Genomic DNA, 25,188 nt, shown 5'->3' with positions numbered 1-25,188 from the left:
CCCCGGTCGACGGTCTCCCATGTATCGGGCATCATCGACCGCCGGTACGGACAGGGAACATCACATGGCTACTCAGCACACCGCGGCACTCGTGGCAGCGGCCCGCGCGGGCGACCCGCGCGCGCAGGACGAGCTCGTCAGCGCCCATCTCCCGCTCGTCTACAACATCGTCGGACGGGCCCTCAACGGGTCCTGCGACGTGGACGACGTGGTGCAGGACACGATGCTGCGGGCGCTCGACGGGCTGGGCGGCCTGCGGGCCGACGAGAGCTTCCGGTCCTGGCTGGTGGCCATCGCGATGAACCGGGTGCGGGCGCACTGGCAGGCCCGGCAGAGCGGCTTCGGGGTGAGCACCCTGGAGGCGGCGAGCGATGTCGCCGACCCGGGTGCCGACTTCGTCGACCTGACCGTCACCCGTCTCCAGCTGGCCGGGCAGCGTCGCGAGACGGCCCGGGCCACCCGCTGGCTGGAGCCCGAGGACCGGGCGCTGCTGTCCCTGTGGTGGCTGGAGTGCGCCGGCGAACTGACCCGGGCGGAGGTGGCCGGCGCCCTCGAGCTGTCCCCGCAGCACGCGGCGGTCCGGGTGCAGCGGATGAAGGCTCAGCTCGAGTCGGCCCGCGTGGTGGAGCGCGCTCTGGACACGCGTCCGGCGTGCGAGGAGCTGCGGAGCGTGCTGGCGGGCTGGGACGGGCAGCCCTCGGCGCTGTGGCGCAAGCGAATAGCCCGGCACGCCCGTGAATGCGTACGTTGCTCCGGTCTCTGGAGCGGACTCGTTCCGGCGGAGGGGCTGCTGGCCGGCCTGGCCCTGGTACCGGTGTCGGCGGCCCTGCTGGCAGGGGTCAAGACGGCCGGGGCGGCCGGTTTCGCCACCACGAGCGTTGCCTTCGCCGAAGGCTTCGACGGGGGCCTTGACGGAGGCTTCGACGACGCGGCGACGCAGCTCACCCCGGTCGCCGGCCCGGGTGACCTGCCGGCTGACGGGCTGGTTGAGGGCTCAGGTGCCGGTGGCCGCGGCGCGCTGCGCAGGCGGCGGCAGAGCCGCCGCCGGGTGATCGGCGGTGCGGTGCTCGCCGCCTGTGTCGCGGGCGGCGGGCTCGTGTACCTCGGGGGGCTCCCCGGTTCCGGTGACACGAAGGACGGCGCCGCCGCGCTCCCGACCCCGCTGGCCGCGCTCTCGGCGACCGAGTCGGCAGGGGTGCCCTCGGAGTCGCCCTCACCCTCCGCGTCCCCCTCGCCCTCCGCCTCGCCGAGCCCGTCGGCGAGCCCGAGTCCGAGCCCCACGCAGTCGAAGAGCAAGTCCCCGAGCCCGCGCGCCTCGGCGGCCAAGCCCGCGCCCGCCCCGCCGTCCGGGGTGGCCGGCCAGGTCGTGGCCCTGGTCAACAGCGAGCGGGCGGCCGCCGGCTGCGGCCCCCTCAAGGAGGACTCCCAGCTGCGCGCGGCCGCTCAGGGGCACTCCGACGACATGGCGGCCCGGGACTTCTTCTCGCACACCAGCCCCGAGGGCACGGACCCGGGCGACCGGACGACCTCGGCCGGGTACCGCTGGTCGACGTACGGGGAGAACATCGCGCGGGGCCAGCAGACGGCGCAGTCGGTCATGGACTCCTGGATGAAGAGCCCCGGCCACCGCGCGAACATCCTCAACTGCTCCTTCAAGGACATCGGCGTGGGAATCCACCAGGGCTCGGGCGGCCCCTGGTGGACCCAGAACTTCGGCGCACGCTAGGAGACGTCCTGCCGGTCACGCCGGGCGGTGGCGCCGGGGCCGGCGCCACCGGCGCGTGTCAGTGGTGGAAGCCGGACCGCGGCTCGGCCGCCGGTACGGGCGGGGGCGTGGCCGTCAGGTGTTCCACGGCTGCGCGCAGGTCGGTGACGAGCAGGGCCATCTGGTCGCGGGTCACGCCGTGCCGGACGAGGACGCGCTGGATGACGGTGTCGTCGCGGTCGGCGGGAAGCGGGTACGAGGGCACCTGCCAGCCGCGCATGCGCAGCCGGTCGGAGAGGTCGTAGAGGCTGAAGCGGGCGCCGACCGGGTCGGTGAGCTTGTAGGAGACCGCGGGCAGGGCTCCCTTGCCGTCGTAGAGGAGCGTGAAGGGGCCCATGTCGGCGATCTCCCCGGCCAGGTACTGGGCGGTGTCGGCGCAGGCCTCCTGGACGCGCCGGTAGCCGGCCCGGCCCAGACGCAGGAACAGGTAGTACTGCGCGATGATCTCGCCGCCGGGGCGGGAGAAGTTGAGGGCGAAGGTCGGCATGTCACCGCCGAGGTAGTCCACCTTGAAAACGAGGTCGGCGGGGAGCAGGTCGGCGCTGCGCCAGATGATCCAGCCGACCCCCAGCGGCGCGAGCCCGTACTTGTGGCCGGAGGTGTTGACCGAGGCCACGCGCTCCAGCCGGAAGTCCCACACCACGTCGGGGTGGAGGAAGGGCGCCACGAATCCGCCGCTGGCGCCGTCCACGTGGATGGGGATGTCCCAGCCGTGCTCGGCCTGGATCCGGTCGAGCTCGGCGGCGATCTCGGCGACGGGCTCGTAGTCGCAGGTGTAGGTGACGCCGAGGATGGCGACGACGCCGATGGTGTTCTCGTCGACGTACTGGGCGAGCTGATGGGCCTGCAGGCCGGTGGCGTCGCCCTCGATCGGGACCTGGCGCAGTTCGACGTCGAAGTAGCGGGCGAACTTCTCCCAGCAGATCTGGACCGGACCGCACACCAGGTTGGGGCGGTCGGTGGGCAGACCCTGGGCGCGGCGGCGCTCGCGCCAGCGCCACTTGAGCGCGAGCCCGCCGAGCATGGCGGCCTCGCTGGAGCCGGTGGTCGAGCAGCCCGCCGCGGTGGTGCCGGCGGGGGCGTTCCACAGGTCGGCCAGGATGTTGACGCAGCGGGACTCGATCTCGGCGGTCTGCGGGTACTCGTCCTTGTCGATCATGTTCTTGTCGAGGCAGACGTTCATCAGGCGGTGTACGCCCTCGTCCGACCAGGTGGTGCAGAAGGTGGCCAGGTTCTGCGCCGCGTTGCCGTCCAGGAGCAGCTCGTTGCGGAGCAGTTCGTAGACGACCTCGGTGGGTGAGTGGTCCTCAGGAATCTTGTACTTGGGGAGGATCTGGCCGCTCAGCGTGGACGCGAACACGTCCGTGTCGGCGTCCTGGGCGCGTACGTCCTTCGTCTCATGAAGAGCCATATCGGGACTATAAGTGACAAAACCCCTCGATCAGGGATGAGCCCGATGACGGCGCGACGCACTTTGACGCCGCCGACCCGCGAAGGTCCGTGACAGATCGCGAAGGGGTGCTGACGCTCTGCTTCCGGCCGACTCTGCGGTGTGACCCCGCCCATACGACCCCCGTCACCCCGCAAAAATTACCGTCCAGTAGGCTGCATCCCGCAGATCTTCCCGTTCGGACCCCCGGAGCCGCTCCGGACGGGAAGATCATCCAACTTGTTCTACCGGCAACGTATCCACTGATGTCCGGATACAGGCCAACCCCCTCTCCCGCCCTGATACCTCTTCGGGCCATGAAGAAGATCACTCGCCGTCAGGCCTTGGGGACAACCGCCGGTGCACTCACCGTCCTTGGTCTGACCGCTGCCGCCGCCGGCGCCACGAACGCCGCCGCGACTCCCTCCGAGCCCACCACCCCGGGCACGGTCGACGAGGTCTACAAGGGCCGTCGTATCCAGATCACCGCAGGTGGTGGTGGCCATCACGGAGGCCATCACTCGCCGGGCCAACCGACCGTCCGGATAGACGGCAGAGAACTCCACATCATGCGCAACGCCGATGGCACCTGGATCAGCGTGATCAACCACTACGAGACCTTCTCCGACCCGAAGCTGCTCGCCCGCGCCGCCGTCCGCGATCTCCAGGGCGCCGCCCTCGTCCCCTTCGGAGGTGCGGCATGACCGTACGCAAGAACCAGGCCACGCTGACCCCCGAGGAGAAGCGCGCCTTCACCTCGGCCCTGCTGGAGCTCAAGCGCAACGGCAGCTACGACCGCTTCGTCACGACCCACAACGGCTTCATCATGGGCGACACCGACTCGGGCGACCGCGTCGGCCACCGTTCCCCCTCCTTCCTGCCGTGGCACCGGCGCTTCCTCCTGGAGTTCGAGGAGGCGCTGCAGAAAGTGGACGCGAGCGTCGCGCTGCCGTACTGGGACTGGACCGCCGACCGCACCTCCCGCTCCTCCCTCTGGGCCCCCGACTTCCTCGGCGGCACCGGACGGGCCCGGGACGGGCAGGTCATGGACGGCCCGTTCGCATACTCGACGGGCCGGTGGAACATAAACGTCCGGGTGGACGGACGCTCCTACCTGCGACGCGATCTCGGCACGTCCGTCGCCCAGCTGCCGACCAGGGCCGAGGTGGACTCCGTACTCGCCATGCCGGTCTACGACATGGCGCCCTGGAACAGCTCCTCCCAGGGGTTCCGCAACCACCTGGAGGGCTGGCGCGGCGCCAACCTGCACAACCGGGTGCACGTGTGGGTCGGCGGGCAGATGTCCACCGGGGTCTCCCCCAACGACCCGGTGTTCTGGATGCACCACGCCTTCATCGACAAGCTGTGGGCCGACTGGCAGGCCAAGCACCCCCAGTCCACCTACCTGCCGGGTGCGGGCACGCAGAACGTCGTCGACCTCAACGACACCATGCGGCCCTGGAACAACGTGACCCCGGCGGACATGCTGGACCACCGGAAGTTCTACACCTTCGACACCGAGCCGGTCGCCGCCGCCAGCCAGCGGTAGTGCAGTTCGGGGCGGCCGACCTGGCCGTACCGGGGGGTGCGGTCCGCGCGGCCGGTGTCCACCAGGTGCTCCAGGTAGCGGCGGGCAGTGATCCGGGAGATCCCGGCCGCCTCGGCCGCCGCCGCCGAGGTCAGTCCCTCGGTCGCCGCCCTCAGCAGGGCGGCGACCCGGTCCAGCGTCGGCGCGCTCAGCCCCTTGGGGAGTTCGGCCGGGCGGGGTGCGCGCAGGGCCGCCATCGCCCGGTCCACGTCGTCCTGGCCGGCCGCCTCGCCCGCCGCCTGGCGGAACTCGGCGTAGCGCAGGAGCCGTTCGCGCAGGGTGGGGAAGGCGAAGGGCTTCAGTACGTACTGGACCACCCCGAGGGAGACGCTCTCGCGGACCACGGCCAGGTCCCGTGCGGAGGTCACCACGATCACGTCGACGGGATGCCCTGCGGCGCGCAGTCCGCGTGCGAAGCGCAGCCCGTGCCCGTCGGGCAGACCGAGGTCGAGCAGCAGCAGGTCGACCCGGTTCCGGTCCAGGAACCGGGTGGCCTCGGCGAGGGAGTGGACGGCGCCGACAGCGGTGAAGCCCGGCACCCGGCCGATGTAGAGGGCGTGCGCGTCGGCGGCCACCGGGTCGTCCTCGATGACCAGCACGCGGACCTCGGCGCCGCTCATCGCGGACCCCCCGGCCCCGCGGCGGGTGCGGGTGCGGGCGCCGAGACGATCGGGAGGCGGACCGTGAACTCCGCGCCGCCGCCCGGGCCCTGCGCCGCGACCACCTCGCCCCCGTAGCGCTCGGCCACCTGCCGGACCAGCGCGAGGCCGAGGCCCCGGCCCTCCCCCTTGCCGGACCAGCCCCGGCGGAAGACGTCCACCCCCTCGGGCAGTCCGGGCCCGTTGTCCGCGACCCGCAGCAGCAGCTCGTCCGGCTCGGGCCGCAGGGTCACCGCGATCCGGGCGCCCGGTACGGCGGTGAGCGCGTCGACCGCGTTGTCGATGAGATTGCCGAGCACGGTGACCAGGTCCCGGGCCGGCGGCAGCCCGCCCCCTTCGGCGAGACTGCGGCTGTCGGCGGTGACCACCAGCTCGACGCCCCGCTCGTGCGCCTGGGCGGCCTTGCCCAGCAGCAGCGCCACCAGCACCGGCTCCCCCACCGCCGTGACCACCTCGTCGGTGAGGGCCTGGGCGAGTTCCAGCTCGGCGGTCGCGAAGTCGACCGCCTCGTCCGCACGGCCGAGTTCGATGAGCGAGACCACGGTGTGCAGCCTGTTGGCCGCCTCGTGGGCCTGGGAGCGCAGTGCCTGGGTGAAGCCGCGCTCGTGGTCCAGTTCACCGGTCAGTGCCTGCAGTTCCGTGTGGTCGCGCAAGGTGACCACGGTGCCGCGGCGGCCTCCGCCGGCGACCGGTGAGCTGTTGACCACGAGCACCCGGTCCGCGGTCAGGTGCACTTCGTCCACCCGGGGCCGGTCGGCGAGCAGGGCCCCGGTGATCGGGGCGGGCAGACCGAGGTCGGCGACCCCGGTGCCGGTGACCTCGCCCGGCAGTCCCAGCAGCTCGCGCCCGGCGTCGTTGATCAGGGTGATCCTGCGCTGCCCGTCGAGCATCAGCAGCCCCTCACGGACCCCGTGCAGGGCCGCCTGGTGGTAGGCGTACATCTGGCTGAGCTCGGTCGCGTTCATGCCGTGGGTGTGCCGGCGCAGCCGTGCGTTGACGATGTACGTGCCCAGTCCGCCGAGGGCGAGCGCGCCGCCGGCCACCCAGGCGAGGGCGGAGAGCTGGGTGGCGAGCCGGTCGCTGATGGCACGGACGGTGATGCCCGCGCTGACCAGGCCGACGATCCGGCCGTCGTCCCGGAGCGGGGTGACCACGCGGATGGAGGGGCCGAGGGTGCCGGTGTACGTCTCGCTGAAGGTCTCACCACGCAGCGCGGGGGCCGTGTTGCCCATGAAGGACTCACCGATCCGGCGCGGGTCGGGGTGGGTCCAGCGCCGCCCCTCGGGGGACATGATCGTCACGAAGGCCACCCCGGAGTCCGCGCGGACCTTCTGGGCGTAGGGCTGGAGCTCGGTGGACGGGTCGATCCCGCGCGCCGCTCCGCGTACCGCCTCGCGCACGGACGGCGAGTCGGCGACCGCGTGGGCCACGGCCCCGGCCTGGCGGCGGGCGGCCTCCTCGGCCTGTCCGCGGGCGGTGGCGTACGCGAAGACGGCGCAGCCCGCGACGACCACGGCGACCAGCAGCACCTGCATGGCGAAGAGCTGGCCGGCGAGGCTGCGCGGGGGCCTGGGGAAGCGGAACATGGCGCTCAGTCTGCACCGGGTCGTGAACTCAATGAACGCAAGGGTGACCGGGGTCACAGCCCTGGGCGATGGTCTCCCCGAACGCAATCACCACCGGGAGGCATCGTGGCCGCCAGACGCGACAGAACGCACTATCTCTACATCGCGGTGATCGGCGCGGTGCTGCTCGGCATCGCCGTCGGCTTCGCCGCCCCCGGCGTGGCCGTGGAGCTCAAACCACTGGGCACCGGCTTCGTCAACCTCATCAAGATGATGATCTCGCCCGTGATCTTCTGCACGATCGTGCTGGGCATCGGGTCCGTACGCAAGGCCGCCAAGGTGGGCGCCGTGGGCGGACTCGCCCTCGGCTACTTCATGGTCATGTCCACGGTGGCACTCGCCATCGGCCTGCTGGTCGGCAACCTGCTGGACCCGGGCAGCGGACTGCACCTGACCGAGGCCGCACGCAGTGCGGGCGAGGCGCAGGCCAAGGCGGGCGGGGCCGAGAGCACGCCGGAGTTCCTGCTCGGGATCATCCCGACCACGCTGGTGTCCGCCTTCACCGGGGGCGAGGTGCTGCAGACGCTGCTGGTGGCGCTGCTCTGCGGGTTCGCGCTGCAGGCCATGGGCGCGGCGGGCGAGCCGGTGCTGCGGGGCATCGGGCACATCCAGAAGCTGGTGTTCCGGGTGCTCGCGATGATCATGTGGGCGGCTCCGGTCGGTGCCTTCGGGGCGATCGCGGCGGTGGTCGGGGCAACCGGCATCGACGCGCTGAAGTCCCTCGCCGTCATCATGATCGGCTTCTACACCACCTGTCTGCTCTTCGTGTTCGTCGTCCTCGGCACGCTGCTTCGGGTGTGCACCGGGGTCAGCGTCTTCTCCCTGCTGCGCTACCTCGGCCGGGAGTTCCTGCTGATCCTCTCGACCTCCTCCTCGGAGTCGGCGCTGCCGCGGCTGATCGCGAAGATGGAGCACCTGGGGGTGTCCCGGCCGGTCACCGGCATCACGGTGCCGACCGGCTACTCCTTCAACCTGGACGGGACCGCGATCTATCTGACGATGTCCTCGTTGTTCGTCGCCGAGGCGATGGGCACGCCGCTCGCGCTGGGCGAGCAGATCTCACTCCTGCTGTTCATGATCATCGCCTCGAAGGGTGCGGCCGGGGTCACCGGCGCGGGCCTGGCCACCCTCGCCGGCGGACTGCAGTCGCACCGGCCCGAACTGGTGGACGGCGTCGGCCTGATCGTGGGCATCGACCGGTTCATGAGCGAGGCGCGGGCCCTGACGAACTTCGCGGGCAACGCGGTCGCGACGGTGCTCATCGGGACGTGGACGAAGGAGTTCGACCACGAGCGGGCCACCGAAGTCCTGGCGGGCCGGCTGCCGTTCGACGAGAGCACGCTGGTGGACGACGGGCACGTGGCCGAGCCGGCCGAACCGGGGCGGTCCGCCGGGCACACCGGCTCCGCCGGATCCACCGCATCGGCCGAGGCCGCGGGAACTGCGCATTCGGTGCCGCTGCCCTCGGACAGCCCCAAGGACGGGGTGCCGGTCTAAACCGTCTCCCTTCGGATCCGGCCGGTACGCCCCCACGGGCCGGCCGGGCAGGGCTCGCCCCCACGGTGCCCAGCCCGGCCGGCCCGCCGCATTATCCGCACTTGCACCCATAGTCGGTATTCGGCCACCGATAAACGAACCCCCATGCTGTAAAAGGTACTTCCGTAACAGGCTGTGTGCATGACATCTTGCGTCCACCACTTGTTTCGTTCGACCCGGCCTGACCACCGGGTCTTCGGAGGACGCATTGATACCCCACATATCCAGCCGACCTCGACGTACGCTCGTGCTGGCCGCCACGCTCGGCGCGGCACTCGCGTTCGGAGCCCCCGCCGCACTCGCCGGCACCGCTCCGGTTTCTCCGTCCGGCTCCTCGGCCCCCGCCCCCGCGGCGGCCCCCAAGGCCGCGGCCCCGACCTCCCAGAGTGCGACCTGGGTTGCCGGCACCCGCGCCTACCTCGTGATCACCGCCCCCGGTGACACCACGGCGGTCCGCAACGCCGTCACCGCCAACGGCGGCACGGTGTTCCAGTACTACGACGCCATCGGCGTCATCACCGCCCACTCGGCCTCCGCCTCCTTCGCCACCACCATGCGCGGTGTGAGCGGGGTCCAGCAGGTCGGCGCCACCCGCACCTCGGACGTGCCGGCGGACGCCTACAACCCGGCGCTGCCCGCCAACCCGGCGCAGTCCACGACGCCTTCGGGCGAGCCGGTCCGCGCCGACATGACGCAGATCAAGGCCGACCAGGCCTGGGCCGTCACCACCGGTTCGGCCACCGTCAAGGTCGGCATCCTGGACACCGGTGTGGACGACCAGCACCAGGACCTGGCCCCGAACTTCAACGCCGCGGACTCCGCGTCGTGCGCCTACGGCAAGCCGGACGCCCGTACCGGCGCCTGGCGGGACGTCGGCACCCACGGCACGCACGTGGCCGGTACGGTCGCGGCCGCGAAGAACGGCAAGGGCGTCATCGGCGTGGCCCCGGGCGTGAAGATCTCCTCGGTGCGCATCGCCGAGCCGAACTCCTCGCTCTTCTTCGCCGAGAACACCGTCTGCGGCTTCATGTGGGCCGGTGACCACGGCTTCAAGGTCACCAACAACAGCTACTACACGGACCCGTGGCAGTTCAACTGCCCGGACAACGCCGACCAGGCCGCGATCATCGAGGGCGTCAAGCGCGCCCAGGAGTACGCGGAGGGCAAGGGCTCGCTGCAGGTCGCGGCGGCCGGCAACTCCAACCTCGACCTGGCCAACAAGACGACCGACACCGAGAGCCCGAACGACTCGACGCCGGTCACCCGCACCATCACCAACGCCTGCCTCGACATCCCGACCGAGCTCCCGGGCGTGGTCACGGTCTCGGCGATGGGCACCACCGCGAAGGCCTCGTACTCCAACTACGGTCTGAACGTCGTCGACGTGACGGCCCCCGGCGGAGACGCCACCGGCATCTACAGCACCCTGCCGGGCGGCAAGTACGGCAGCATGAGCGGTACGTCGATGGCGTCCCCGCACGTCGCCGGTGTGGCGGCCCTGCTGGCCAGCACCAACCCGGGCATCACCCCGGCGCAGCTGCGCGACAAGCTGGCCACCCAGGCCAACGACGTCGCCTGCCCGTCGGACAGCCGCTGCAAGGGCACCACGGCGAAGAACGGCTTCTTCGGCGAGGGCCAGGTCGACGCGCTGAAGGCCGTCGGCAGCACCCCGCCGCCCGGCAAGTACTTCGAGAACACCGCCGACTTCGCCATCAGCGACAACGGCACCGTGGAGAGCCCGGTCACCGTCAGCGGTGTCACCGGCAACGCTCCGGCCACCCTCAAGGTGGGCGTGAACATCGTGCACACCTACATCGGTGACCTGAAGGTCGACCTGGTCGCGCCGGACGGCACCGTCTACACCGTGCACAACCGCTCGGGCGGCAGCACCGACAACATCAACCAGGTCTACACCGTCAACGCCTCCTCCGAGGTCGCGAACGGCACCTGGAAGCTGCGGGTCAACGACAACGCCGGCGGCGACATCGGCAAGGTCGACTCCTGGAACCTGACCTTCTAGAGGCCGGGTCGGCAAGTCCTCTAGGTCCTGTCGTCGAAGTAGCGCCGGTTGGGCCCGCGGTGTCCGGCGCCGTGCATCGCAAGGCGGAGGGGCGCCCGAGTACTGGACGTACTCGGGCGCCCCGACAACGCGGCGAGGTGCGGTGCCGGGCGCCGCGGGCCAGGCGGGACTTCGACGACAGGACCTAGCGCTGCAGGACGTCGGCGAGCCAGTCGAAGACGACGTCGCAGTGCTGCTGCGGGGCCATCGGGGAGCAGTGCAACTGCGCCCCGGTGGCCTCCGTCAGTTTCACGTACTCGCGGCGCGTGCGCAGCAGGTCGTACATCTGCCGCGGCTGCCCCGGGTAGAACAGCTCGAAGTCGTAGTCCAGGACGAGCGTCGGGGCCTTGATCTTCGCCACCACCTTCGTGATGTCGAGGCCCATGGCCACCTGCGCCGGTGTCCAGATGTCCGTCAGAACGATGCCCTCGCGGGCCTGGCGCAGCGCCTCCCTGGAGAAGATCTCGAAGCGCTTCTTGACGGTGAAGGCGAGCTGCGGCGTCAGCTCCGGGACGACCTCCTCGTTCCAGACCCGGTTGGTCTCCTCCTTGTCGGGCGTGATGATCGCGCGCAGTTCCGCGTCGAACCCCAGCCACGGGTTCACGCATCCGGGCTGGCAGGCGACGGCCGCGAGCCGGTGCTCGAAGGCGGCGGCGCGGGCGACGAGGTTGCCGCCCATGCTGAGGCCGGTGATCGCGATCCGGCCGCTGTCCACGTCCTTGCGCTCGTCCAGCCAGTCGATGACCGGGCCGACGACCTTCTCCCAGCGGGTGGTGAAGGGGATCTCCTCCACGAACAGCAGCTGCCCCTGGCCCGGCCCGTCGTAGACGAGGGCGTTCCAGCCCCGGCCGAGGGCGGCGGCCACGCCGTAGGTCCACATGTCCACGTTCTGGCCGTCGCTGCCGTTGGTGAGGATCACGGTGGGGCGCGGCCGCTCGGGACCGTCCGGGCGGAAGAACCACACCGGCAGGTGCGTCTTGCCGTACGGGACCTTCGCGCGGACGGCGGCCGGTGAGCAGAGCCGGGTGAAGGTGTCCCAGGCCTTGCGCCCGGCCAGGTAGACCGCCTCCTCGTCACCGGGGTGGTCGGTGCCGAGTACGTAGAACAGCGCCTGCCCGTAGTACTGGGCGGCGCGCAGGGACCGGAAGCGGCGCGTCTGCGAGGGGGCGTCGTGGCCGTGGCGGCCGGCGGCCGGGGGCGCGGCGAGCCGGTCCCCCCAGGCGCGGAAGGTGTCGCTGAACGTCTGCTCGGACAGTCCGGCCGCGTTGATGGAGTTGACCGCGGTCAGTACCTCGCCCACCTCCGAGGCGCGCATCCCGGCGGCGCCCAGTGCGAGCAGCCCCGCGAAGTTGAAGCCGGGATCGTCGAAGAGCTTCATCGCCCCGGGTGTGGGATCGGCGGCCTCGGGAGCCGGCACGGGCGCGGCGGCCGCGGTGCGGGCCCCGCCCCCGACGGCGAGAGCCCCGGCTCCCGCTGCGAGCCCGGTCAGGGCCGCGCGGCGGGTGAGTGCGGAGGGCTGGTGCGGTGTGCGAGCGGTCATGCAGCGGACCGTACGCCGGGCCCGTGGCGGGTCGCGGCGCGCCGCGCCCTCCCTTGCTCCGAACGGCCCCGCCCGCCGTCCCGCCCGTCGGGCCGGGCGTCGGGCCGGGCGTCAGGCCGGGCGTCAGGCGGGGCGTCAGGCGGTTCGCCGCCCGGTCCGCAGTACGCAGTCCCCGCAGAGCCCGCCCCCGGGCACCCGGTAGTACAGGCAGCAACTGCGCCGCACGAAGGCCACCCCGAGCCCCTCCTCGTGGAGGAAGGTGCCGGTGCCCGCCAGCGCTCCGCCGTCGGCCAGCAGGGCGGCCGCCAGTTCCACGGCCGCGCCGGACGGCACCCGGTCGATCAGCACGCGCAGCGCCCCGACGAGCCCGGACGCCGCGTTGCCCCGCAGGACCTTCGGCGAGACCCCGAAGCGCTCCCGCAGGCCCTCGTCGAGCACGGCCAGGTTCGCGAGGACGTTCTCCCCGAGCGCCTCGGCCGGCAGGCCCGGGCCGGGGTCGGGCAGCCACAGCTGGAGCGACCCCGCGTCCGGCAGCCGCCACCACACCCGGTCGGCGGACAGGTCCGGTACGCGGCCCGCCAGTGCCGCGCACCCGAGCCCCAGCGACCAGAGCCGGGAGACGATCCCGAACTGCGCGGTCGAGGCGGCCACCCGGCCGGGGCCGCTGCCGATCCGCCGGCCCACCTCGGCCACGTAGGGCCCGAGCCGCTCCCTGTACAGCGCGGTCAGGGGCCGGAAGCCGGGGCCGGGCGGCTCCGTCCCGCAGGGGACGGTGAAGAAGGGCCCCACGGCGGCCAGTCGCCGCAGTACGTCGTCCATACCGGAAATGATCTCAGCGGCCGGGGGCGGGGGTCAGGCCGGGTCGGGGGTCGCCCCTTCGAGGATCTCCAGGTAGTGCGGGTTGCGCATGATGCCCAGCACGTTGCCGAAGGGATCGGTGACGGCCGCGGTGACGAAGCCCGCGTCCCCGTGCGCGGTCACCGGCTGGTACTCCTCGGCGCCCAGGTCCAGCAGCCGCTGCCGGACCGCGGGAAGATCGTCGACCGCCCAGTAGGCCACCGCGCCGCCCGGGTTCTTGGCCGCGCCCGGCGGGGCGTAGCGGCGGTCGACGATGCCCAGCTCGTGCTGGTAGTCGCCGATGCGGAACTCTGCGTACCCGGGCCGCTCGAAGTACGGGGCGATCCCGAGGAGCTCGGTGTACCAGGCCTTCGCGGCCTCCAGGTCGTCGGCCCAGAAGTTGATCGTCGCAAACCCTCGCAGCATGAACGTCCTCCTCGACGGAAACATCGTCCCGACTCTACGGCCGCCCCCGCGGCCCCGCTCAGAGACCGGAGAGGAAGTCCAGCAGGGCCCGGTTGAAGGCGTCCGGCCGCTCCAGGCCCGGCAGATGGCCCGCTCCCTCGATGACGGTGAGCGCCGAATGGGGCAGCAGCGCGTGAAGGGCCTCGGCCTCCGCCACCGGGGTGTAGACGTCGTCCGCGCCGACGAGCACCAGGCAGGGCTCGACGGCCTCCGCGAGCACGGGCCGGTAGTCGGGGCGCTCGGCCCGGCCGCGCAGCGCCGCGGCGGCGCCCTCGGGGTCGGTCGCGCACATCATGGCGCTCACCCGGGCGGCCGTCCCGGGCATGGCGGTCACGTTGTAGGGCGCCAGCATCTTGTCGATGACCTCTTCGGCGTAGGGCCGCATGCCTTCCGCGATCAGCCGTTCGGCGGTCTCCCGGCGGATCTTCGCACCGTCCGGCGTCTCCGGTACCGGGGAGGTGTCGGACAGCACCATCGCCCGTACCAGACCCGGGTGGCGCAGTCGAACCTCCATCGTGATCTGACCACCCATGGACACACCGCCGACGACCACCTGTTCGATACCCAGGCGGGCGAGCAGGGCGGCGAGATCGTCCGCGAGATCCGCCAGGAGAGCCTTGCCCGGGACCACCGGACTTTCCCCGTATCCCCGCAGGTCAGGCGTGATCACGCGGTACCCGGCGGCCGTCAGCGCGGCCGTCTGGGGGGCCCACATCGTGCGGTTGAAGGGATGTCCGTGGATCAGGATTACGGGCGCTCCGTCGCGGGGACCCAAGTCGTCGAAAATCAGTGGCACGCCATTGCCAAATTGGGGGTTCATGAGAGGACTTTAAGGGGCTACATTGAGCCACTCGCGTTCACCTGACAGCCGGTTGCCTTTCACTCGTGTTTTGCACGGGGGGCGACGTCATGGACGCAGACTGTGCAACCACCCCACCGCCCAGAAGGACCGAAGGCTCCGTGCCCGTACCCGTACACCTCGCGGGCCGCACCGTGCGGCTCGAGCCCCTCGCCCCCCACCACACCGAGGCCCTGGCCGTGGCCGGGGCCGAGGATCGTACGACTTACGCCTTCACTCCCGTACCGCACGGGTTGCAGGCGTCCCACGAGTACATCGACCGTGCCCTCGCCGATCAGGCTGCGGGTCGATCGCTCCCGTTCGCGGTGGTCAGAGCCACCGACGGGCGGGTCGTCGGTTCGACCCGGTTCCTGGAACTCGACTACTGGCAAGGGCCGCTGGTCTGGCCCGCCGTGCCCGGCGTCCCGTTCGGCGATCCGGCCACGGCGATCCCCGATGCCGCCGAGATCGGCAATACCTGGCTGTCCCCGGGCGCCCAGGGCACCGGCATCAATACAGAGGCGAAGCTGCTCATGCTCCGCCATGCCTTCGAGACCTGGGGGGTGCGGCGCATCTCGCTGCGTGCCGATGCGCGCAACGGCCGGTCGCGAGCCGCCATGGAAAGACTGGGCTTCACCTGTGAAGGGGTCCGCAGGGCCCATTCGCGGGGGCTCGACGGCGCCGTCCGCAGTACGGCCTTCTACTCGATCCTCGACGAGGAGTGGCCGGCCGTGCGGTCGATCATCGAGCTGAGGCTTTCGGCGGGCGCGCAGCGCAAGCGCCGCCGCAAGACCCTGATCCCCGCGTAAGGCCGTCCGGCCGGACGGAAGAACGGAAAAACGGTCCTGCCCCCGGCCCCCGCCGCGGCCTCCTCACCCGAGGAAGGCCGGGGCGAGGGCCGAGTCCATGAGCCGGGTCGGGGCGCCGCTCCCGTCGGCCGGTACGGCGTACAGGTCGGCGCCGAAGTCCCCCGGCAGGGCATAGACGACGGTCCTGTCGTCGGTCCACACCACCTGGTCGTCCACGCTCCGCTCCTCGCCGAGCGGGGTCTCGGCTCCGGAGGCCAGGTCCAGCGCGAACAGCCGCCACGGCGCCTCGGCCGGCAGGCCCGGCACGCGCTTCTTGAACACCACCCGGGTCCCGTCCGGGGACAGCGACGGGCACTCGGCGTTCTCGCGCAGGGTGGTCACGGTCCGCTCCGCCAGGTCCCCGCGGACCAGATGGGTCCGGCCGCCGGTGGCGAGCGTCGCGTAGAAGGTCCGCTCGTCGGCCGTGAAGGTCACTCCCCAGAAGTTGACGTCGGCACTCCGGTACGGCTTGCCGTCCTTGAGGATCGCGTAGTCCTCCAGCGAGGCGTCGAACCTGCCCGTGCGCAGGTCGAGCACCGAGGTCCGCGTCGAGAAGTCCGTCCCCGCGTACGAGTCCCCGCCGACGAAGACGGTCCAGGCGGCGAGGTGACCGCCCGGCGAGACCCGGGCCCGGGTGGGCAGTCCCCCCAGCGGGTGCGCGGACACCTCCTTCAACCGGGCGTCGAGGACGACCGCCCGGTAGCCGTCCTGGACCCCGCTGCGGTCCGCCTGGAGGCAGACCCCGGTGCCTCCGGCCGTGTGGAAGCGCAGGCAGCTCACCCCGGACGCGGTGCGGGCGCCGTCCGGCGCGCCGGCCGCGACGGTGGCGAGCTCGTCCCGGTGCGGCCCCCAGGCCATGTTGCGGAACACGATCCGCCGCCCGCCGTCGCCCGGCGCCAGCGAGACCGCACCCGGGGTGACCCCCGGGCCGCCCGCCCGGGCGTGGTTCTTCTCGTCGGCGCGGGAGGAGGCCCGCTGGACCGCGAGGACGGCCACCGCGGCGAGCAGGGCCACGGCCGCGGCGAAGATCAGGATGCGGCGCTGGAGCGTCATGGGATGACTCCGGTGCGGGACGGGGTTCCGGGGGCGGAGCGGGGGCACCATACCCAGCGGCCCGTGCAAGAGCCAGGCATGAACGGCGACGGGCCGGTGAACTCCACCGGCCGTACGGGCGCCAGGCAATGGCCTCCCCCAGGGCACCCCAAGAGAAGTAAAAATACGGAACCCTGACAAGCTTTCGTTCATCCTTCGAACGGAAGGACCCGCAGTTCAGACCACCACGCCCCTCTGGGGCAGCACCAGCCGGAGAGCCACCGCACATGTCGTACGCACCCGACGGGCAGCAGTACCAGCCGTACCGGCCGGAAGGACAGATACCGCAGCCGCCCCAGGGCGACCGGTACGGCCGGCCGTACGGCCGGCCGCCGCAGGGGCAGCAGGATCCGTACGGACAGCCGGCGCAGTACGCACCGCACGACCAGTACGCACCGCATGACCAGTACGGGCAGCACGGCCCCTACGAGGAACCCGAGCCGCCGCGCCGCAGGGCTCGGGGCCGCCGCTGGCTGATCGCGGGTGCCTCCGTCCTCGCGCTCGCCGGCATCGCCGCACTCGTGCTGAACCACTACGAGATACCCCCGTTCACCGACAAGGGCTCCGCGGTGTCGTTCGGGAAGACGCCCGCGGGTGACGGCAAGAAGAACGGCAATGCCCCGTCGGCGAACTCCAAGATGCTCATGCCGACCGGGCCGGCCGCCGAGTTCAAGAACTCGATGACGCTCCCCGACGGGACGCACGTGGCCGTCACCACCCTGGACGGCAAGAAGTCCGGCTTCAAGGGCAAGGTCTGGGTCTGGGCCCCCAAGGAGTACGACGACCCGAAGTTCGCCAAGAGCGGCTTCCCCGTCATGATCGCTCTGCCGGGCGGCGCCGGATACCCCAGCAACTACTGGATGGGCACCGACCTCGGGCTCCAGACCAGCATCAGCAAGTGGTACGCCGAGGGCAAGAGCAAGCCCTTCATCCTGGCCATGCCGGTGCTCAACCCGGGGCCGGACGACAAGGGCGTCTACTGGGACGGCTCCGACATCCCCGGCCAGCCCAAGATGGGCACCTGGCTGACCGAGGACGTCCCGGACCTGATGAAGGCGAACTTCCGCACCGTCAAGTCCCGTGACGGCTGGGCCTTCATGGGCTCCTCCACCGGCGGGTTCGCCGGCCTGAAGGCCGTGCTGAAGCACCCGGACAAGTTCAAGGCCGTGATCGCCTCCGGCCCGGACATCGTCCCGGACTCCTCGCTGTGGAAGGGCCACGAAAAGGAGAAGGCCGAGAACAACCCGGAGCTCCTGGCGAAGCAGCTCATCGACAGCAAGGGTCCGGAGGTCTACCTGGCCTTCCAGGTCGGTGACAGCGAGAACAACAAGAAGACCCTTCCGGACGTGCAGAAGTTCGTCGCCACCTACGGCAACAAGGGCCCCGTCCATGCCGAGTTGAAGGTCATCAAGGGCGGCCAGCACAACGCCAAGACCTATGTCCCGAACATGGGCGAGGGACCGGTCCAGTACATCAGCAAGGTCATGGAAGGACCTGTCGAGTAACGACCGGTGCCCGTCCCGCATCGAGCTCCGGCCCGCCGAACACCTTCGGCGGGCCGTCGCCGTTCCAGGCCGCCCAGCCCGGATCGCCGGTCACCGCGAACCGCACCCAGGCCGCGTGCATCTCGTCGGCCAGCGTCTGCGGGGTGTCCGGCCCGGCCAGCCAGGCGGCCTCCGGTACCGCGAGCGTGTCGAACACGAAGCCCAGTTCCAGGGCGTGGCAGGCGCCCAGCCCCTCGATGCCGGAGGGCCAGCCGAACTCGTACAGGTAGCTCGGCGCGGGCCGCCGCGACCCGGCGAGCCTGCGCAGGGGGTCGCGCAGCAGCCGGTCGGTGAGCAGCTGCCCGGCGAGCTCGGCGGGACCGACCCCGGGCAGGGCGGCGCGCAGCGCCCGTACGGCTGCCCGGTCCTTGCCGGAGCGGGCCCGGGCCAGCGCCACGGCGAGGGGACCCATGCGGTCCAGCAGCCTCATCCCGCCGGTGGGGGCGAGCCACAGCCGGTACTCGTCGCGGGTCCATCCGAGGAACAGCGGCACCTCGCCGGAGACGGCGGTGTCGCACAGGGCGTCGAGGGGGTCGGCCGGGATCGTGCCGGGGTCGGTGACCAGACCGAAGGCGGGTCCGCCGAGGAGCGGGCCCGATCTGCGCAGGACGGCCGCCTGGGCGGCGAGCAGGTCGGGCAGGGGGGTGGCCGTGAAGGCCGCCGCGGTGGCGTCCACCTTGAGCAGCGAGGCCATCCGCCGGACCATGGCGCGCACTCGGGGGCGCGGCAGGACCTCGGGGGCCCCGCTCTGCAGGACGGCCCGGTGGAAGAGGCCGGCAGCGCGCGGGGCGGCCAGGAGGGAGCCGATGCTGATGGCTCCGGCGGATTCGCCGAAGACGGTGACGCGGTCGGGGTCGCCGCCGAAGGCGCCGATGTTGTCGCGGACCCATTCGAGGGCGGCGATCTGGTCCAGCAGGCCGCGGTTGGCGGGGGCGTCGGGGAAGAGCCCGTAGCCGAGGACGCCGAGGCGGAAGTTGACGGAGACGAGCACGATCCCGTCGCGGGCGAAGGCGGAGCCGTCGTAGACCGGGACGGCCGAGGAGCCGCGGGTGTGCGCCCCGCCGTGGATCCACACCATGACAGGCAGCCGGGCGCCCGGGGAGGCGTCGGGGGTCCACACGTTGAGGTTCAGGCAGCCGTCCCCGGGGACCACCGGGTCGGGCAGCAGGGCCGCGAAGGTGTCCGGGTAGGGCACCTTGGGCGCCGTCGGCCCGTAGGCCCCGACGTCCAGTGCGCCGTCCCAGGCGGCCGGGGGCGCGGGGGCTGCGAAGCGCAGGGCGCCGACGGGCGGCGCCGCGTAGGGGATGCCCAGGAAGACGGCCGTGCCGACGGGCCCGGTCCGCCCCTCGACGACTCCGGCCGCAGTCCTGACCCGCGGCCTGCCTCGGCCGTCGTCGGCGTCGTCTGCGCTCATCGGTCCTCCTGTGGTGCGGGTGCCCGTACCGGTGCCGGTCGCACGTTCGCACAGCCGTCCAACGGGTGACAAGGCGTGACCGGGTCCGGGCCCGCCGCGGTTGGACGGGCATGCGATTCCTGCGTATCCACCATGCCGTGCCCGTCCTGCTTCTGGCGGGTGCCACGCTCCTGCCCGCCCCGGCCCTGGCGGCGTCCGGGCCCGACTTCCAGTACGTCGGCCAGGACGACCGGGTCCACGGCCTGGCCGCTCCGAGGGGCTGTGTCGAGGCGGAGGGCGGCGGCGCCCGGGCGGTCACCAACGGGACCGGGAGCTCGGCGACGCTGTTCGAGGGCCCCAGGTGCTCGGGCCGGATCCTGCGGGTCCTGCGGCCCGGCGAGGTCGGTCAGGTGCGGCCGTACTTCGCCTCCGTTCGTTTTTCCGTCACCGGGTAGGCGCACGGGCCGTGACCCCTCGGCCGCCCCCGCGTTGTATGCCATGTCAAATGCCACAGATTCTGTGGCGCCCCACATATCTCACGAGGAGATCTTGATGTCGCGTATCGCGAAGGCATTCGCCATCACCGCTGTCACCGGTAGCGCAGTGGTCGCCGGTGCGGGTCTGGCTGTCGCCGATGCCGGAGCGCACGGTGCGGCGGTCGGCTCCCCCGGTGTCCTGTCGGGCAACCTGCTCCAGGTTCCGGTTCACGTCCCGGTCAACGTCTGCGGCAACACCGTGAACGTGATCGCTCTGCTGAACCCGGCGTTCGGCAACACCTGCGTCAACGCGTCCGGCGGCGGCGACCACCACACCGAGGGCTCGGGCTACGGCCACTGATCGCCCTGATCGCGTGATCCACGGAAGGGCCCCCGCCGGACGGCGGGGGCCCTTCCTCGTGGCGTGGCGCGTCATTCGTAGCGGTACAGCCCCTGGTGGCCGGACATCTCGCGCGGGGTGATGTTCCACGGAGGCATCGGCTCGTCGAGGGCGATGACCCGGCCGCGCTGGAGGTCGCCGACGGCCGGCGGGGCGGCGGGCAGGTAGCCGGAGCCGGGGTGCTTCTGCTGCCAGCGGTCCCAGATCAGGTCGACGAAGGCGTGGTGCAGCCAGAACGCCGGATCGTTGGGCGCCGTGCCGCCCGTCATGTGGCCGCCGATCCACTGGTGGACCTTGTTGTGGTTGCGCCAGCGCTCGCTCCTGGGGGCGGCCCAGCCCTCCAGCTTGTTGCGGAAGCCGCCCGCGGTGGCGGTGGAGTCCCAGGGCGAGACGTCGTAGGTCGGGTCGTCGATCGCCCACTGGAGCTCGGCCGCGGTGGGCAGGGTGATCGGGTTCTGCGGCCGGCCGAGGTTGCGGGTGAGGAAGGCGGATTCGGTGATGCCCACGGTCACCGTCCAGTTGCCCTTGTCGTAGGCGAACGGCCCGGTCATCACCTTGCGGTCGCCCGCCCGGCCCGTGCCGCCGAGGAAGTCGTCGGCCCAGAGGGAGGAGACCGGACTGGTGTCGGTGGTCCAGTCCCAGTACGGGACGCTCACGCCCGGGTCGATCTGCTGCAACTGCCGCTCGAACTCCAGCAGATAGCGCCGGTGCCACGGGAAGAAGGACGGGGACATGTGCCCGACGCGCAGCTTGCGGTCGCGGTCGGGCACGAAGTACTTGTCGTGGGTGCGCACCAGGGCGTCGTAAGCGCCGTCGCGCTTGAGCTCCAGCACCGCCGCGGTGAACCGCTTCTTCTGGGCGCTGGTGAGGTTCTTCTGGTTCTGCCGGGTGTGCAACGCGGGGCTCCTCCCGTTCCCGTGGGTGTGTCAGCCGTGGTGCGGGGCCGCGAGGGCGAGCTGGGCCGTGCCCAGTTCGTCGACGGCGGCCCGGGCCAGTTCCAGTGGCGTCGGATAGGACTGGAAGTGGTTGATCCCGCTGAGGTAGCTGCCGTCGGCCCGGCGCATGACGTGCAGCGGGCGGCCGTCGATACGGACGCCCGCGACGTCCACGGCGATGTGCCGGCCGCGGTACGTCTCCTCCTCGGCGAGCGGCGCCGGTGTGAGGGTCTGCCGGGGGCGCCGGGCCCGCAGTACGGGGGCCAGGGCCGCGGCCGTACCCGCGAGCACGGCCGCGGTGAAGGCCGAACGCAGAACCGCGCGGCGGGTCAGTGGTGCGGCGGGCGATGCTGCGGACATACGGTCTCCCTCGCTCGGTGGCCGGCGGCTACGGGTCTAACGCCGCGCGGCGGGCGAGGTCACCCGTGAGCGCCGCGGAGCTGCTTGTAGAAGAGCGTGGTGGGGTGCAGCCGGCCCTCGGGATCGGTGGCGTAGTCGGGGATGGTGCCGGCCTCCGTCCAGCCGGCGGAGCGGTAGACCCGCTCGGCGCCGCTGCCGGTCTCGGTGTCCAGGAACAGCAGCACCACCCCGGCGCGGACGGCGGCCGACTCGGCCTCGTCGAGCAGCGCGCGGGCGGTGCCGCGGCCGCGGGCCGCCGGATGGACCATGAGTTTGCGCAGCTCGGCGCGGTGGCGGCCGTTGGCCTTGGACTCCCGGTACCAGCTGACGGTGCCGTCGATACGGCCGTCGCCGCCGGTGCGGGAGACCCACAGCGCGAGGGAGCCGTCCTCGACGGCGGGCAGCAGGGAGTCCCACCAGGCGGCGGCGCCCACGTGGTCGAGGCCGGCGAGGAAGCCGAGGGACGAACCGCCGTCGACCACGGCGAGCAGCAGCGCGGCGAGTTCGTCGCGGTGGGCGCGGAGTCCGTTGGCGGTGAGGGCGGTGATGGTGGCCGTCATGGGCCGAGGATAGGGATCGGCCCGAGGCCCGTCGCAGGCGGGTGGGGGCGTCGGCCGGGGGGCCACCACGGCGGTGATCGCGACGGGGCAGGACGGGAAGCGCGAACGCTCTCGCGAGAAGGCGCCAAGTACGGGGTGAGGCCGCTACGGCAGGCGGCCGGGGAGGGGAACGCGTGTGAACGCGGACGAAGACGAACTGCTGACCAGATCGGCCCGGGAACCCGGCGCCTTCGAGGCCCTGGTCGTAGGACTGTCGCCGCACCTGCACGGCTATCTGGCACGAAGAGCGCCGAACGCGGCGGACGACCTGCTGGCCGAGGTGTGGCTGCAGGCCTTCGCCGGGCGCGCCGGATTCGACGCGGCCCGGGGCACGGCCAGGGCCTGGCTGTTCGGCGTGGCCCGGAACGTCCTCGCGGGTCACTGGAGGCGGCTCGGCCAGGACCGGTCCGATCCTCATCCGCCGGAACCGGGCAGCGACCCCTGGCAGGCCGTGGACCAGCGCCTGGACGCCGCGGCCTGCGCGCCGCTGCTGCGCGAGAAGATCGCCGGCCTGCCGGCCGTGGAACGCGATCTGCTGCTGCTCGTCGCCTGGGAGCAGCTCACCCCCACCGAGGCGGCGGACGTGGTCGGCATCCCGGCCGGAACGGCCCGCTCGCGGCTCCACCGCGCCCGCGGTCGCCTGCGGAACGCCCTCGGTACCCCCAACTCCCCCAGCCTTTCCGGAGAGATGACATGACGGACCGCACGACAGACCCCCTGGACCTCCTGGACTTCCCCGGCGCCGCCCGGTTGCGCGCGGCCGGCGAGGTCGCGCCGCCCGGGCCCGCAGTCGTGGAGGCCGCTCTCGCGGCCGTACGCGCCGCCGAGGCGGCGGAACGCGCAGCCGTGCCCGGCATCGTGCCGCTCCGGCCGCGAGGCCCCGGGCAGCGCACCCGCAGGCTTCTGGTGTCGGCCGTGGCGATCGCCGCGATCGCGGCGGGCGTGAGCATCTACCCGGTCAGCGGCCTGCGGGGGTCGCCGCCCGCGGCGACCGCCAGCGCCGCCGACTTCCTGCGCCAGGTCGCCGCGACGGAGGCCGGGGACACGACCACGCCCACGGACGCGCCGTATTGGAAGGCTCACACGCGGAACTCCTACTGGGGCGATCCCCACTCCACGTCTATCGATCGTTTCGAGACTCCGCTGGTCGACGACGGGAGTTCGTGGGTGTCGTCCGATTCCGTGTTCGGCCAGCAGGGAGCCGACGGGGAGATCGTCAAGACCGTCGGGTTCGCGCCGCATTGGATCGTTTCCGTCCCGGGTGCCCGCAGGAAGGACCTCAGCTGGGAGGAGCTGAAGCGGCTTCCCTCGGACGCCGCGGCACTCAAGGTGGTTCTGGAGGACTTCTTCCCCGGAGGTCCCGGCACGCCCGGCAAGGGCGATACCTTCACGGCCTACATGGGCACCCTGACCCGCCTGCTCACGCTCGCGCCCCTCGCTCCGCCTCAGCGTGCGGCGGTGTACGAGGTCCTCGCGGACATGCCGGGGCTCCGGCTGGTCGGGCCGGTCCAGGACAGCACGGGCCGTGCCGGGACCGCCGTCGAAGCGGACATCCCCCACTCGCGCATCCGCGTGATCATCGACCCCAAGACGCGCCGGCCGCTGGAGGAGACCATCCACTACCGCGGCGGGAAGTACGACGGGATGCCCGCCAAGCGCTCGACGATCCTGTCGGCCGGCCCCCAGCAGAGCATCCCCCCGTACCAGGAACGACCGCCGAAGGGGAGCCCCATGCCCGGTACGGGCACACCGGCCTCCTAGTGACCTGAGTCAGAGATTCGGTGGCAGTAGGCGGCGACTTTGTCGAGGATCTCGTCTGCCGTCTTCGTCCAGACGAAGGGCTTGGGCTGGTCGTTCCAGTCGGTCAGCCAGGCCCGGATATCGCGTTCGAGGGCCTGGACGGAGCGGTGGACTCCCCGCTTGAGCTTCTTCTGCGTGAGTTCGGCAAACCACCGCTCGACCAGGTTCAGCCAGGACGCACTGGTCGGCGTGAAGTGCAGGTGGAAGCGAGGGTGCGCCAGCAGCCACTTCTTCACGTCCGGCGTCTTGTGGGTCGCGTAGTTGTCGAGGATCAGATGGACCTGGAGACCGGCCGGGACCTCCTTGTCGAGCTTGGCCAGGAACTTCTTGAACTCGGCGGCCCGGTGGCGGCGGTGGAGCGAGCCGATGACCTTGCCGCTGGCGACTTCGAGGGCAGCGAAGAGGGTGGTGGTGCCGGCGCGGATGTAGTCGTGGCTGCGACGCTCTGGAACACCGGGCATCATCGGCAGGACCGGCTGGGACCGGTCCAGGGCCTGGATCTGCGACTTCTCGTCCACGCAGAGGACCAGAGCCTTCTCCGGCGGGTCGAGATAGAGGCCGACGACGTCACGGACCTTGTCGATGAACAGCGGATCCGTCGACAGCTTGAACGTCTGTGTCCGGTGCGGTGCCAGTGCGAACGCCCGCCAGATCCTGGAGACCGTCGACTGCGACATGCCCGTGGCCGCGGCCATCGACCTGGTCGACCAGTGCGTCGCGTTCTTCGGCGTCTCTTCCAGGGTTTTGACGATCACCCGCTCGACATCCGCATCGGTGATCTTCCGCGGGACACCCGGCCGCGGCTCGTCGCCCAGCCCGTCCAGGCCGTGCTCGAGGAAGCGCCGCCGCCAGGTGCGGACCGTGTCCGGAGCGATCCGCAGCCGCCGCGACACTTCCATGACCGAGTGCCCCTCCGCGCACTCCAACACGATCCGCGACCGCTGAGCCAACGCCTGGGCCGTCGTGCGACGACGTAACCAGCCCTCCAGCACAGCACGCTGGGCGTCAGTGACCGACAACGGCGGAATCTTCGGACCCGGACGACTCATACCGAACTAACGACAAACCTCAGACTCAGGTCACTAGGTCGTCTCTTTCGGATCTTGTCGGTCGGGCCCGCGTCGTCCGGTGCCGTGCATCGCAAGGCGGAGGAGCGCCGTGGTACTGGACGTACTGCGGTGCTCCGACAACGCGGCGAGGTGCGGTGCCGGGCGACGCGGGCCTGGGGGCACCTCCCAGCGGTAGCTGGGGGAGCAAGATCCGAAAGAGACGGCCTAGGTCCGGGCCCAACCGGCGCTACTTTGACGACAGGACCTAAGGGCTGTCCCGTAATCCGCGGTGGGTCAGCGCACGGCGTCAGA

Annotated in this window: 24 protein-coding genes; 11 read left to right on the top strand and 13 right to left on the bottom strand. The window is 71.7% G+C overall.

Features of this window, described 5'->3' with window-relative positions:
• Positions 1 to 64: 64 nt before the first annotated feature.
• Positions 65 to 1,726, top strand: coding sequence for a sigma-70 family RNA polymerase sigma factor (locus OG753_RS37765; RefSeq protein WP_401679767.1), 1,662 nt, complete (start codon positions 65 to 67; stop codon positions 1,724 to 1,726).
• A 58-nt stretch (positions 1,727 to 1,784) separates the two neighbouring features.
• Here the strand turns inward: OG753_RS37765 and OG753_RS37760 are convergent, their stop codons facing one another.
• On the bottom strand, positions 1,785 to 3,176 hold the full coding sequence (locus OG753_RS37760) for a glutamate decarboxylase (RefSeq protein ID WP_327266272.1): 1,392 nt from the start codon (positions 3,174 to 3,176) through the stop codon (positions 1,785 to 1,787).
• 335 nt (positions 3,177 to 3,511) lie between these two features.
• On the opposite strand from OG753_RS37760, the gene OG753_RS37755 reads away from it, so the two are divergent.
• Together OG753_RS37755 and OG753_RS37750 are read left to right on the top strand one after the other, a co-directional pair.
• Positions 3,512 to 3,898, top strand: a complete 387-nt coding sequence (locus OG753_RS37755) for an apotyrosinase chaperone MelC1 (RefSeq protein WP_383198783.1) — start codon at positions 3,512 to 3,514, stop codon at positions 3,896 to 3,898.
• On the top strand, positions 3,895 to 4,743 hold the full coding sequence (locus OG753_RS37750; protein WP_405792003.1) for a tyrosinase family protein: 849 nt from the start codon (positions 3,895 to 3,897) through the stop codon (positions 4,741 to 4,743). The genes OG753_RS37755 and OG753_RS37750 overlap by 4 nt, the downstream gene beginning before the upstream one ends.
• Here the strand turns inward: OG753_RS37750 and OG753_RS37745 are convergent.
• Together OG753_RS37745 and OG753_RS37740 are read right to left on the bottom strand one after the other, a co-directional pair.
• A complete protein-coding gene (locus OG753_RS37745) occupies positions 4,698 to 5,402 on the bottom strand; it encodes a response regulator (RefSeq protein ID WP_327266269.1) in 705 nt (234 codons plus the stop codon). The genes OG753_RS37750 and OG753_RS37745 overlap by 46 nt on opposite strands.
• Complete coding sequence (locus OG753_RS37740) at positions 5,399 to 7,027, bottom strand: ATP-binding protein (RefSeq protein WP_405792001.1); 1,629 nt, start codon at positions 7,025 to 7,027, stop codon at positions 5,399 to 5,401. Before OG753_RS37740 ends, OG753_RS37745 begins: the two co-directional genes overlap by 4 nt.
• A 105-nt stretch (positions 7,028 to 7,132) precedes the next feature.
• On the opposite strand from OG753_RS37740, the gene OG753_RS37735 reads away from it, so the two are divergent.
• Both OG753_RS37735 and OG753_RS37730 read left to right on the top strand, forming a co-directional pair.
• Positions 7,133 to 8,563 carry a cation:dicarboxylate symporter family transporter gene (locus OG753_RS37735; RefSeq protein ID WP_327266268.1) on the top strand — a complete coding sequence of 477 codons (1,431 nt, stop codon included), beginning with the start codon at positions 7,133 to 7,135 and terminating at the stop codon, positions 8,561 to 8,563.
• A 286-nt stretch (positions 8,564 to 8,849) separates the two neighbouring features.
• Positions 8,850 to 10,622, top strand: a complete 1,773-nt coding sequence (locus tag OG753_RS37730; protein ID WP_405791999.1) for a S8 family peptidase — start codon at positions 8,850 to 8,852, stop codon at positions 10,620 to 10,622.
• 184 nt (positions 10,623 to 10,806) lie between these two features.
• Here OG753_RS37730 and OG753_RS37725 read toward each other — a convergent pair whose 3' ends face one another.
• The 4 genes from OG753_RS37725 to OG753_RS37710 all read right to left on the bottom strand — a co-directional run bounded on the left by OG753_RS37725 (position 10,807) and on the right by OG753_RS37710 (position 14,323).
• Positions 10,807 to 12,201: an alpha/beta hydrolase family protein gene (locus OG753_RS37725; RefSeq protein ID WP_405791997.1), complete on the bottom strand. Its 1,395-nt coding sequence runs from the start codon at positions 12,199 to 12,201 to the stop codon at positions 10,807 to 10,809.
• A gap of 135 nt (positions 12,202 to 12,336) precedes the next feature.
• Positions 12,337 to 13,020 carry a (2Fe-2S)-binding protein gene (locus OG753_RS37720; protein WP_405791995.1) on the bottom strand — a complete coding sequence of 228 codons (684 nt, stop codon included), beginning with the start codon at positions 13,018 to 13,020 and terminating at the stop codon, positions 12,337 to 12,339.
• Between the two features lie 33 nt (positions 13,021 to 13,053).
• The gene (locus OG753_RS37715; RefSeq protein WP_405791993.1) at positions 13,054 to 13,464 is read right to left on the bottom strand and encodes a VOC family protein; all 411 of its coding nucleotides are present in this window, start codon (positions 13,462 to 13,464) and stop codon (positions 13,054 to 13,056) included.
• A gap of 58 nt (positions 13,465 to 13,522) precedes the next feature.
• Complete coding sequence (locus tag OG753_RS37710; protein WP_327266263.1) at positions 13,523 to 14,323, bottom strand: alpha/beta hydrolase; 801 nt, start codon at positions 14,321 to 14,323, stop codon at positions 13,523 to 13,525.
• A 140-nt stretch (positions 14,324 to 14,463) separates the two neighbouring features.
• On the opposite strand from OG753_RS37710, the gene OG753_RS37705 reads away from it, so the two are divergent.
• Positions 14,464 to 15,150, top strand: coding sequence for a GNAT family protein (locus OG753_RS37705; protein ID WP_327266262.1), 687 nt, complete (start codon positions 14,464 to 14,466; stop codon positions 15,148 to 15,150).
• Between the two features lie 63 nt (positions 15,151 to 15,213).
• On the opposite strand, the gene OG753_RS37700 is transcribed toward OG753_RS37705, so the two are convergent.
• A complete protein-coding gene (locus OG753_RS37700) occupies positions 15,214 to 16,242 on the bottom strand; it encodes a TolB family protein (protein WP_405791991.1) in 1,029 nt (342 codons plus the stop codon).
• A gap of 266 nt (positions 16,243 to 16,508) precedes the next feature.
• Between OG753_RS37700 and OG753_RS37695 the strand changes: the two genes are divergently transcribed.
• Positions 16,509 to 17,786, top strand: a complete 1,278-nt coding sequence (locus OG753_RS37695) for an alpha/beta hydrolase-fold protein (RefSeq protein WP_405791989.1) — start codon at positions 16,509 to 16,511, stop codon at positions 17,784 to 17,786.
• On the opposite strand, the gene OG753_RS37690 is transcribed toward OG753_RS37695, so the two are convergent.
• Entirely contained in the window at positions 17,764 to 19,239 is a 1,476-nt protein-coding gene (locus tag OG753_RS37690) for a carboxylesterase/lipase family protein (RefSeq protein WP_405791987.1), read from the bottom strand. The two genes, OG753_RS37695 and OG753_RS37690, sit on opposite strands and share 23 nt — an antisense overlap.
• A gap of 137 nt (positions 19,240 to 19,376) precedes the next feature.
• On the opposite strand from OG753_RS37690, the gene OG753_RS37685 reads away from it, so the two are divergent.
• The gene (locus tag OG753_RS37685) at positions 19,377 to 19,673 is read left to right on the top strand and encodes a hypothetical protein (RefSeq protein ID WP_405791985.1); all 297 of its coding nucleotides are present in this window, start codon (positions 19,377 to 19,379) and stop codon (positions 19,671 to 19,673) included.
• Between the two features lie 97 nt (positions 19,674 to 19,770).
• Positions 19,771 to 20,055: a chaplin gene (locus tag OG753_RS37680; protein WP_327266257.1), complete on the top strand. Its 285-nt coding sequence runs from the start codon at positions 19,771 to 19,773 to the stop codon at positions 20,053 to 20,055.
• Positions 20,056 to 20,126: 71 nt separating this feature from the next.
• Here the strand turns inward: OG753_RS37680 and OG753_RS37675 are convergent, their stop codons facing one another.
• Genes OG753_RS37675 through OG753_RS37665 form a run of 3 tightly spaced genes read right to left on the bottom strand, consistent with a single transcriptional unit; the run spans position 20,127 to position 21,988 of the window.
• Positions 20,127 to 20,990 carry a tyrosinase family protein gene (locus OG753_RS37675; RefSeq protein WP_405791983.1) on the bottom strand — a complete coding sequence of 288 codons (864 nt, stop codon included), beginning with the start codon at positions 20,988 to 20,990 and terminating at the stop codon, positions 20,127 to 20,129.
• Positions 20,991 to 21,020: 30 nt separating this feature from the next.
• The gene (locus OG753_RS37670) at positions 21,021 to 21,389 is read right to left on the bottom strand and encodes a tyrosinase family oxidase copper chaperone (RefSeq protein WP_327266255.1); all 369 of its coding nucleotides are present in this window, start codon (positions 21,387 to 21,389) and stop codon (positions 21,021 to 21,023) included.
• Positions 21,390 to 21,448: 59 nt separating this feature from the next.
• Entirely contained in the window at positions 21,449 to 21,988 is a 540-nt protein-coding gene (locus tag OG753_RS37665; protein WP_327266254.1) for a GNAT family N-acetyltransferase, read from the bottom strand.
• A 175-nt stretch (positions 21,989 to 22,163) separates the two neighbouring features.
• Here OG753_RS37665 and OG753_RS37660 point away from each other — a divergent pair, with 175 nt between their 5' ends.
• Together OG753_RS37660 and OG753_RS37655 are read left to right on the top strand one after the other, a co-directional pair.
• Positions 22,164 to 22,724 (top strand): RNA polymerase sigma factor, encoded by a 561-nt coding sequence (locus tag OG753_RS37660; protein WP_405791981.1) that lies wholly within the window; start codon positions 22,164 to 22,166, stop codon positions 22,722 to 22,724.
• The gene (locus tag OG753_RS37655) at positions 22,721 to 23,788 is read left to right on the top strand and encodes a hypothetical protein (protein ID WP_405791979.1); all 1,068 of its coding nucleotides are present in this window, start codon (positions 22,721 to 22,723) and stop codon (positions 23,786 to 23,788) included. The genes OG753_RS37660 and OG753_RS37655 overlap by 4 nt, the downstream gene beginning before the upstream one ends.
• On the opposite strand, the gene OG753_RS37650 is transcribed toward OG753_RS37655, so the two are convergent.
• Complete coding sequence (locus tag OG753_RS37650) at positions 23,785 to 24,876, bottom strand: IS630 family transposase (protein ID WP_405787552.1); 1,092 nt, start codon at positions 24,874 to 24,876, stop codon at positions 23,785 to 23,787. The genes OG753_RS37655 and OG753_RS37650 overlap by 4 nt on opposite strands.
• Positions 24,877 to 25,188 lie beyond the last annotated feature (312 nt).

The organism is Streptomyces sp. NBC_00029, assembly GCF_045160505.1.
Lineage (GTDB): Bacteria > Actinomycetota > Actinomycetes > Streptomycetales > Streptomycetaceae > Streptomyces.
The sequence above is the reverse complement of the archived record's forward strand: the minus strand, read 5'-3'. Positions and strand labels throughout refer to the sequence as shown.

Excerpts from the sequence above, each read along its gene's own strand:
- OG753_RS37765 (WP_401679767.1), top strand. The coding sequence starts at position 65 with ATGGCTACTCAGCACACCGCGGCACTCGTGGCAGCGGCCCGCGCGGGC.
- OG753_RS37760 (WP_327266272.1), bottom strand. The coding sequence starts at position 3,176 with ATGGCTCTTCATGAGACGAAGGACGTACGCGCCCAGGACGCCGACACG.
- OG753_RS37755 (WP_383198783.1), top strand. The coding sequence starts at position 3,512 with ATGAAGAAGATCACTCGCCGTCAGGCCTTGGGGACAACCGCCGGTGCA.
- OG753_RS37750 (WP_405792003.1), top strand. The coding sequence starts at position 3,895 with ATGACCGTACGCAAGAACCAGGCCACGCTGACCCCCGAGGAGAAGCGC.
- OG753_RS37745 (WP_327266269.1), bottom strand. The coding sequence starts at position 5,402 with ATGAGCGGCGCCGAGGTCCGCGTGCTGGTCATCGAGGACGACCCGGTG.
- OG753_RS37740 (WP_405792001.1), bottom strand. The coding sequence starts at position 7,027 with ATGTTCCGCTTCCCCAGGCCCCCGCGCAGCCTCGCCGGCCAGCTCTTC.
- OG753_RS37725 (WP_405791997.1), bottom strand. The coding sequence starts at position 12,201 with ATGACCGCTCGCACACCGCACCAGCCCTCCGCACTCACCCGCCGCGCG.
- OG753_RS37720 (WP_405791995.1), bottom strand. The coding sequence starts at position 13,020 with ATGGACGACGTACTGCGGCGACTGGCCGCCGTGGGGCCCTTCTTCACC.
- OG753_RS37715 (WP_405791993.1), bottom strand. The coding sequence starts at position 13,464 with ATGCTGCGAGGGTTTGCGACGATCAACTTCTGGGCCGACGACCTGGAG.
- OG753_RS37710 (WP_327266263.1), bottom strand. The coding sequence starts at position 14,323 with ATGAACCCCCAATTTGGCAATGGCGTGCCACTGATTTTCGACGACTTG.
- OG753_RS37700 (WP_405791991.1), bottom strand. The coding sequence starts at position 16,242 with ATGACGCTCCAGCGCCGCATCCTGATCTTCGCCGCGGCCGTGGCCCTG.
- OG753_RS37695 (WP_405791989.1), top strand. The coding sequence starts at position 16,509 with ATGTCGTACGCACCCGACGGGCAGCAGTACCAGCCGTACCGGCCGGAA.
- OG753_RS37690 (WP_405791987.1), bottom strand. The coding sequence starts at position 19,239 with ATGAGCGCAGACGACGCCGACGACGGCCGAGGCAGGCCGCGGGTCAGG.
- OG753_RS37680 (WP_327266257.1), top strand. The coding sequence starts at position 19,771 with ATGTCGCGTATCGCGAAGGCATTCGCCATCACCGCTGTCACCGGTAGC.
- OG753_RS37670 (WP_327266255.1), bottom strand. The coding sequence starts at position 21,389 with ATGTCCGCAGCATCGCCCGCCGCACCACTGACCCGCCGCGCGGTTCTG.
- OG753_RS37665 (WP_327266254.1), bottom strand. The coding sequence starts at position 21,988 with ATGACGGCCACCATCACCGCCCTCACCGCCAACGGACTCCGCGCCCAC.
- OG753_RS37655 (WP_405791979.1), top strand. The coding sequence starts at position 22,721 with ATGACGGACCGCACGACAGACCCCCTGGACCTCCTGGACTTCCCCGGC.
- OG753_RS37650 (WP_405787552.1), bottom strand. The coding sequence starts at position 24,876 with ATGAGTCGTCCGGGTCCGAAGATTCCGCCGTTGTCGGTCACTGACGCC.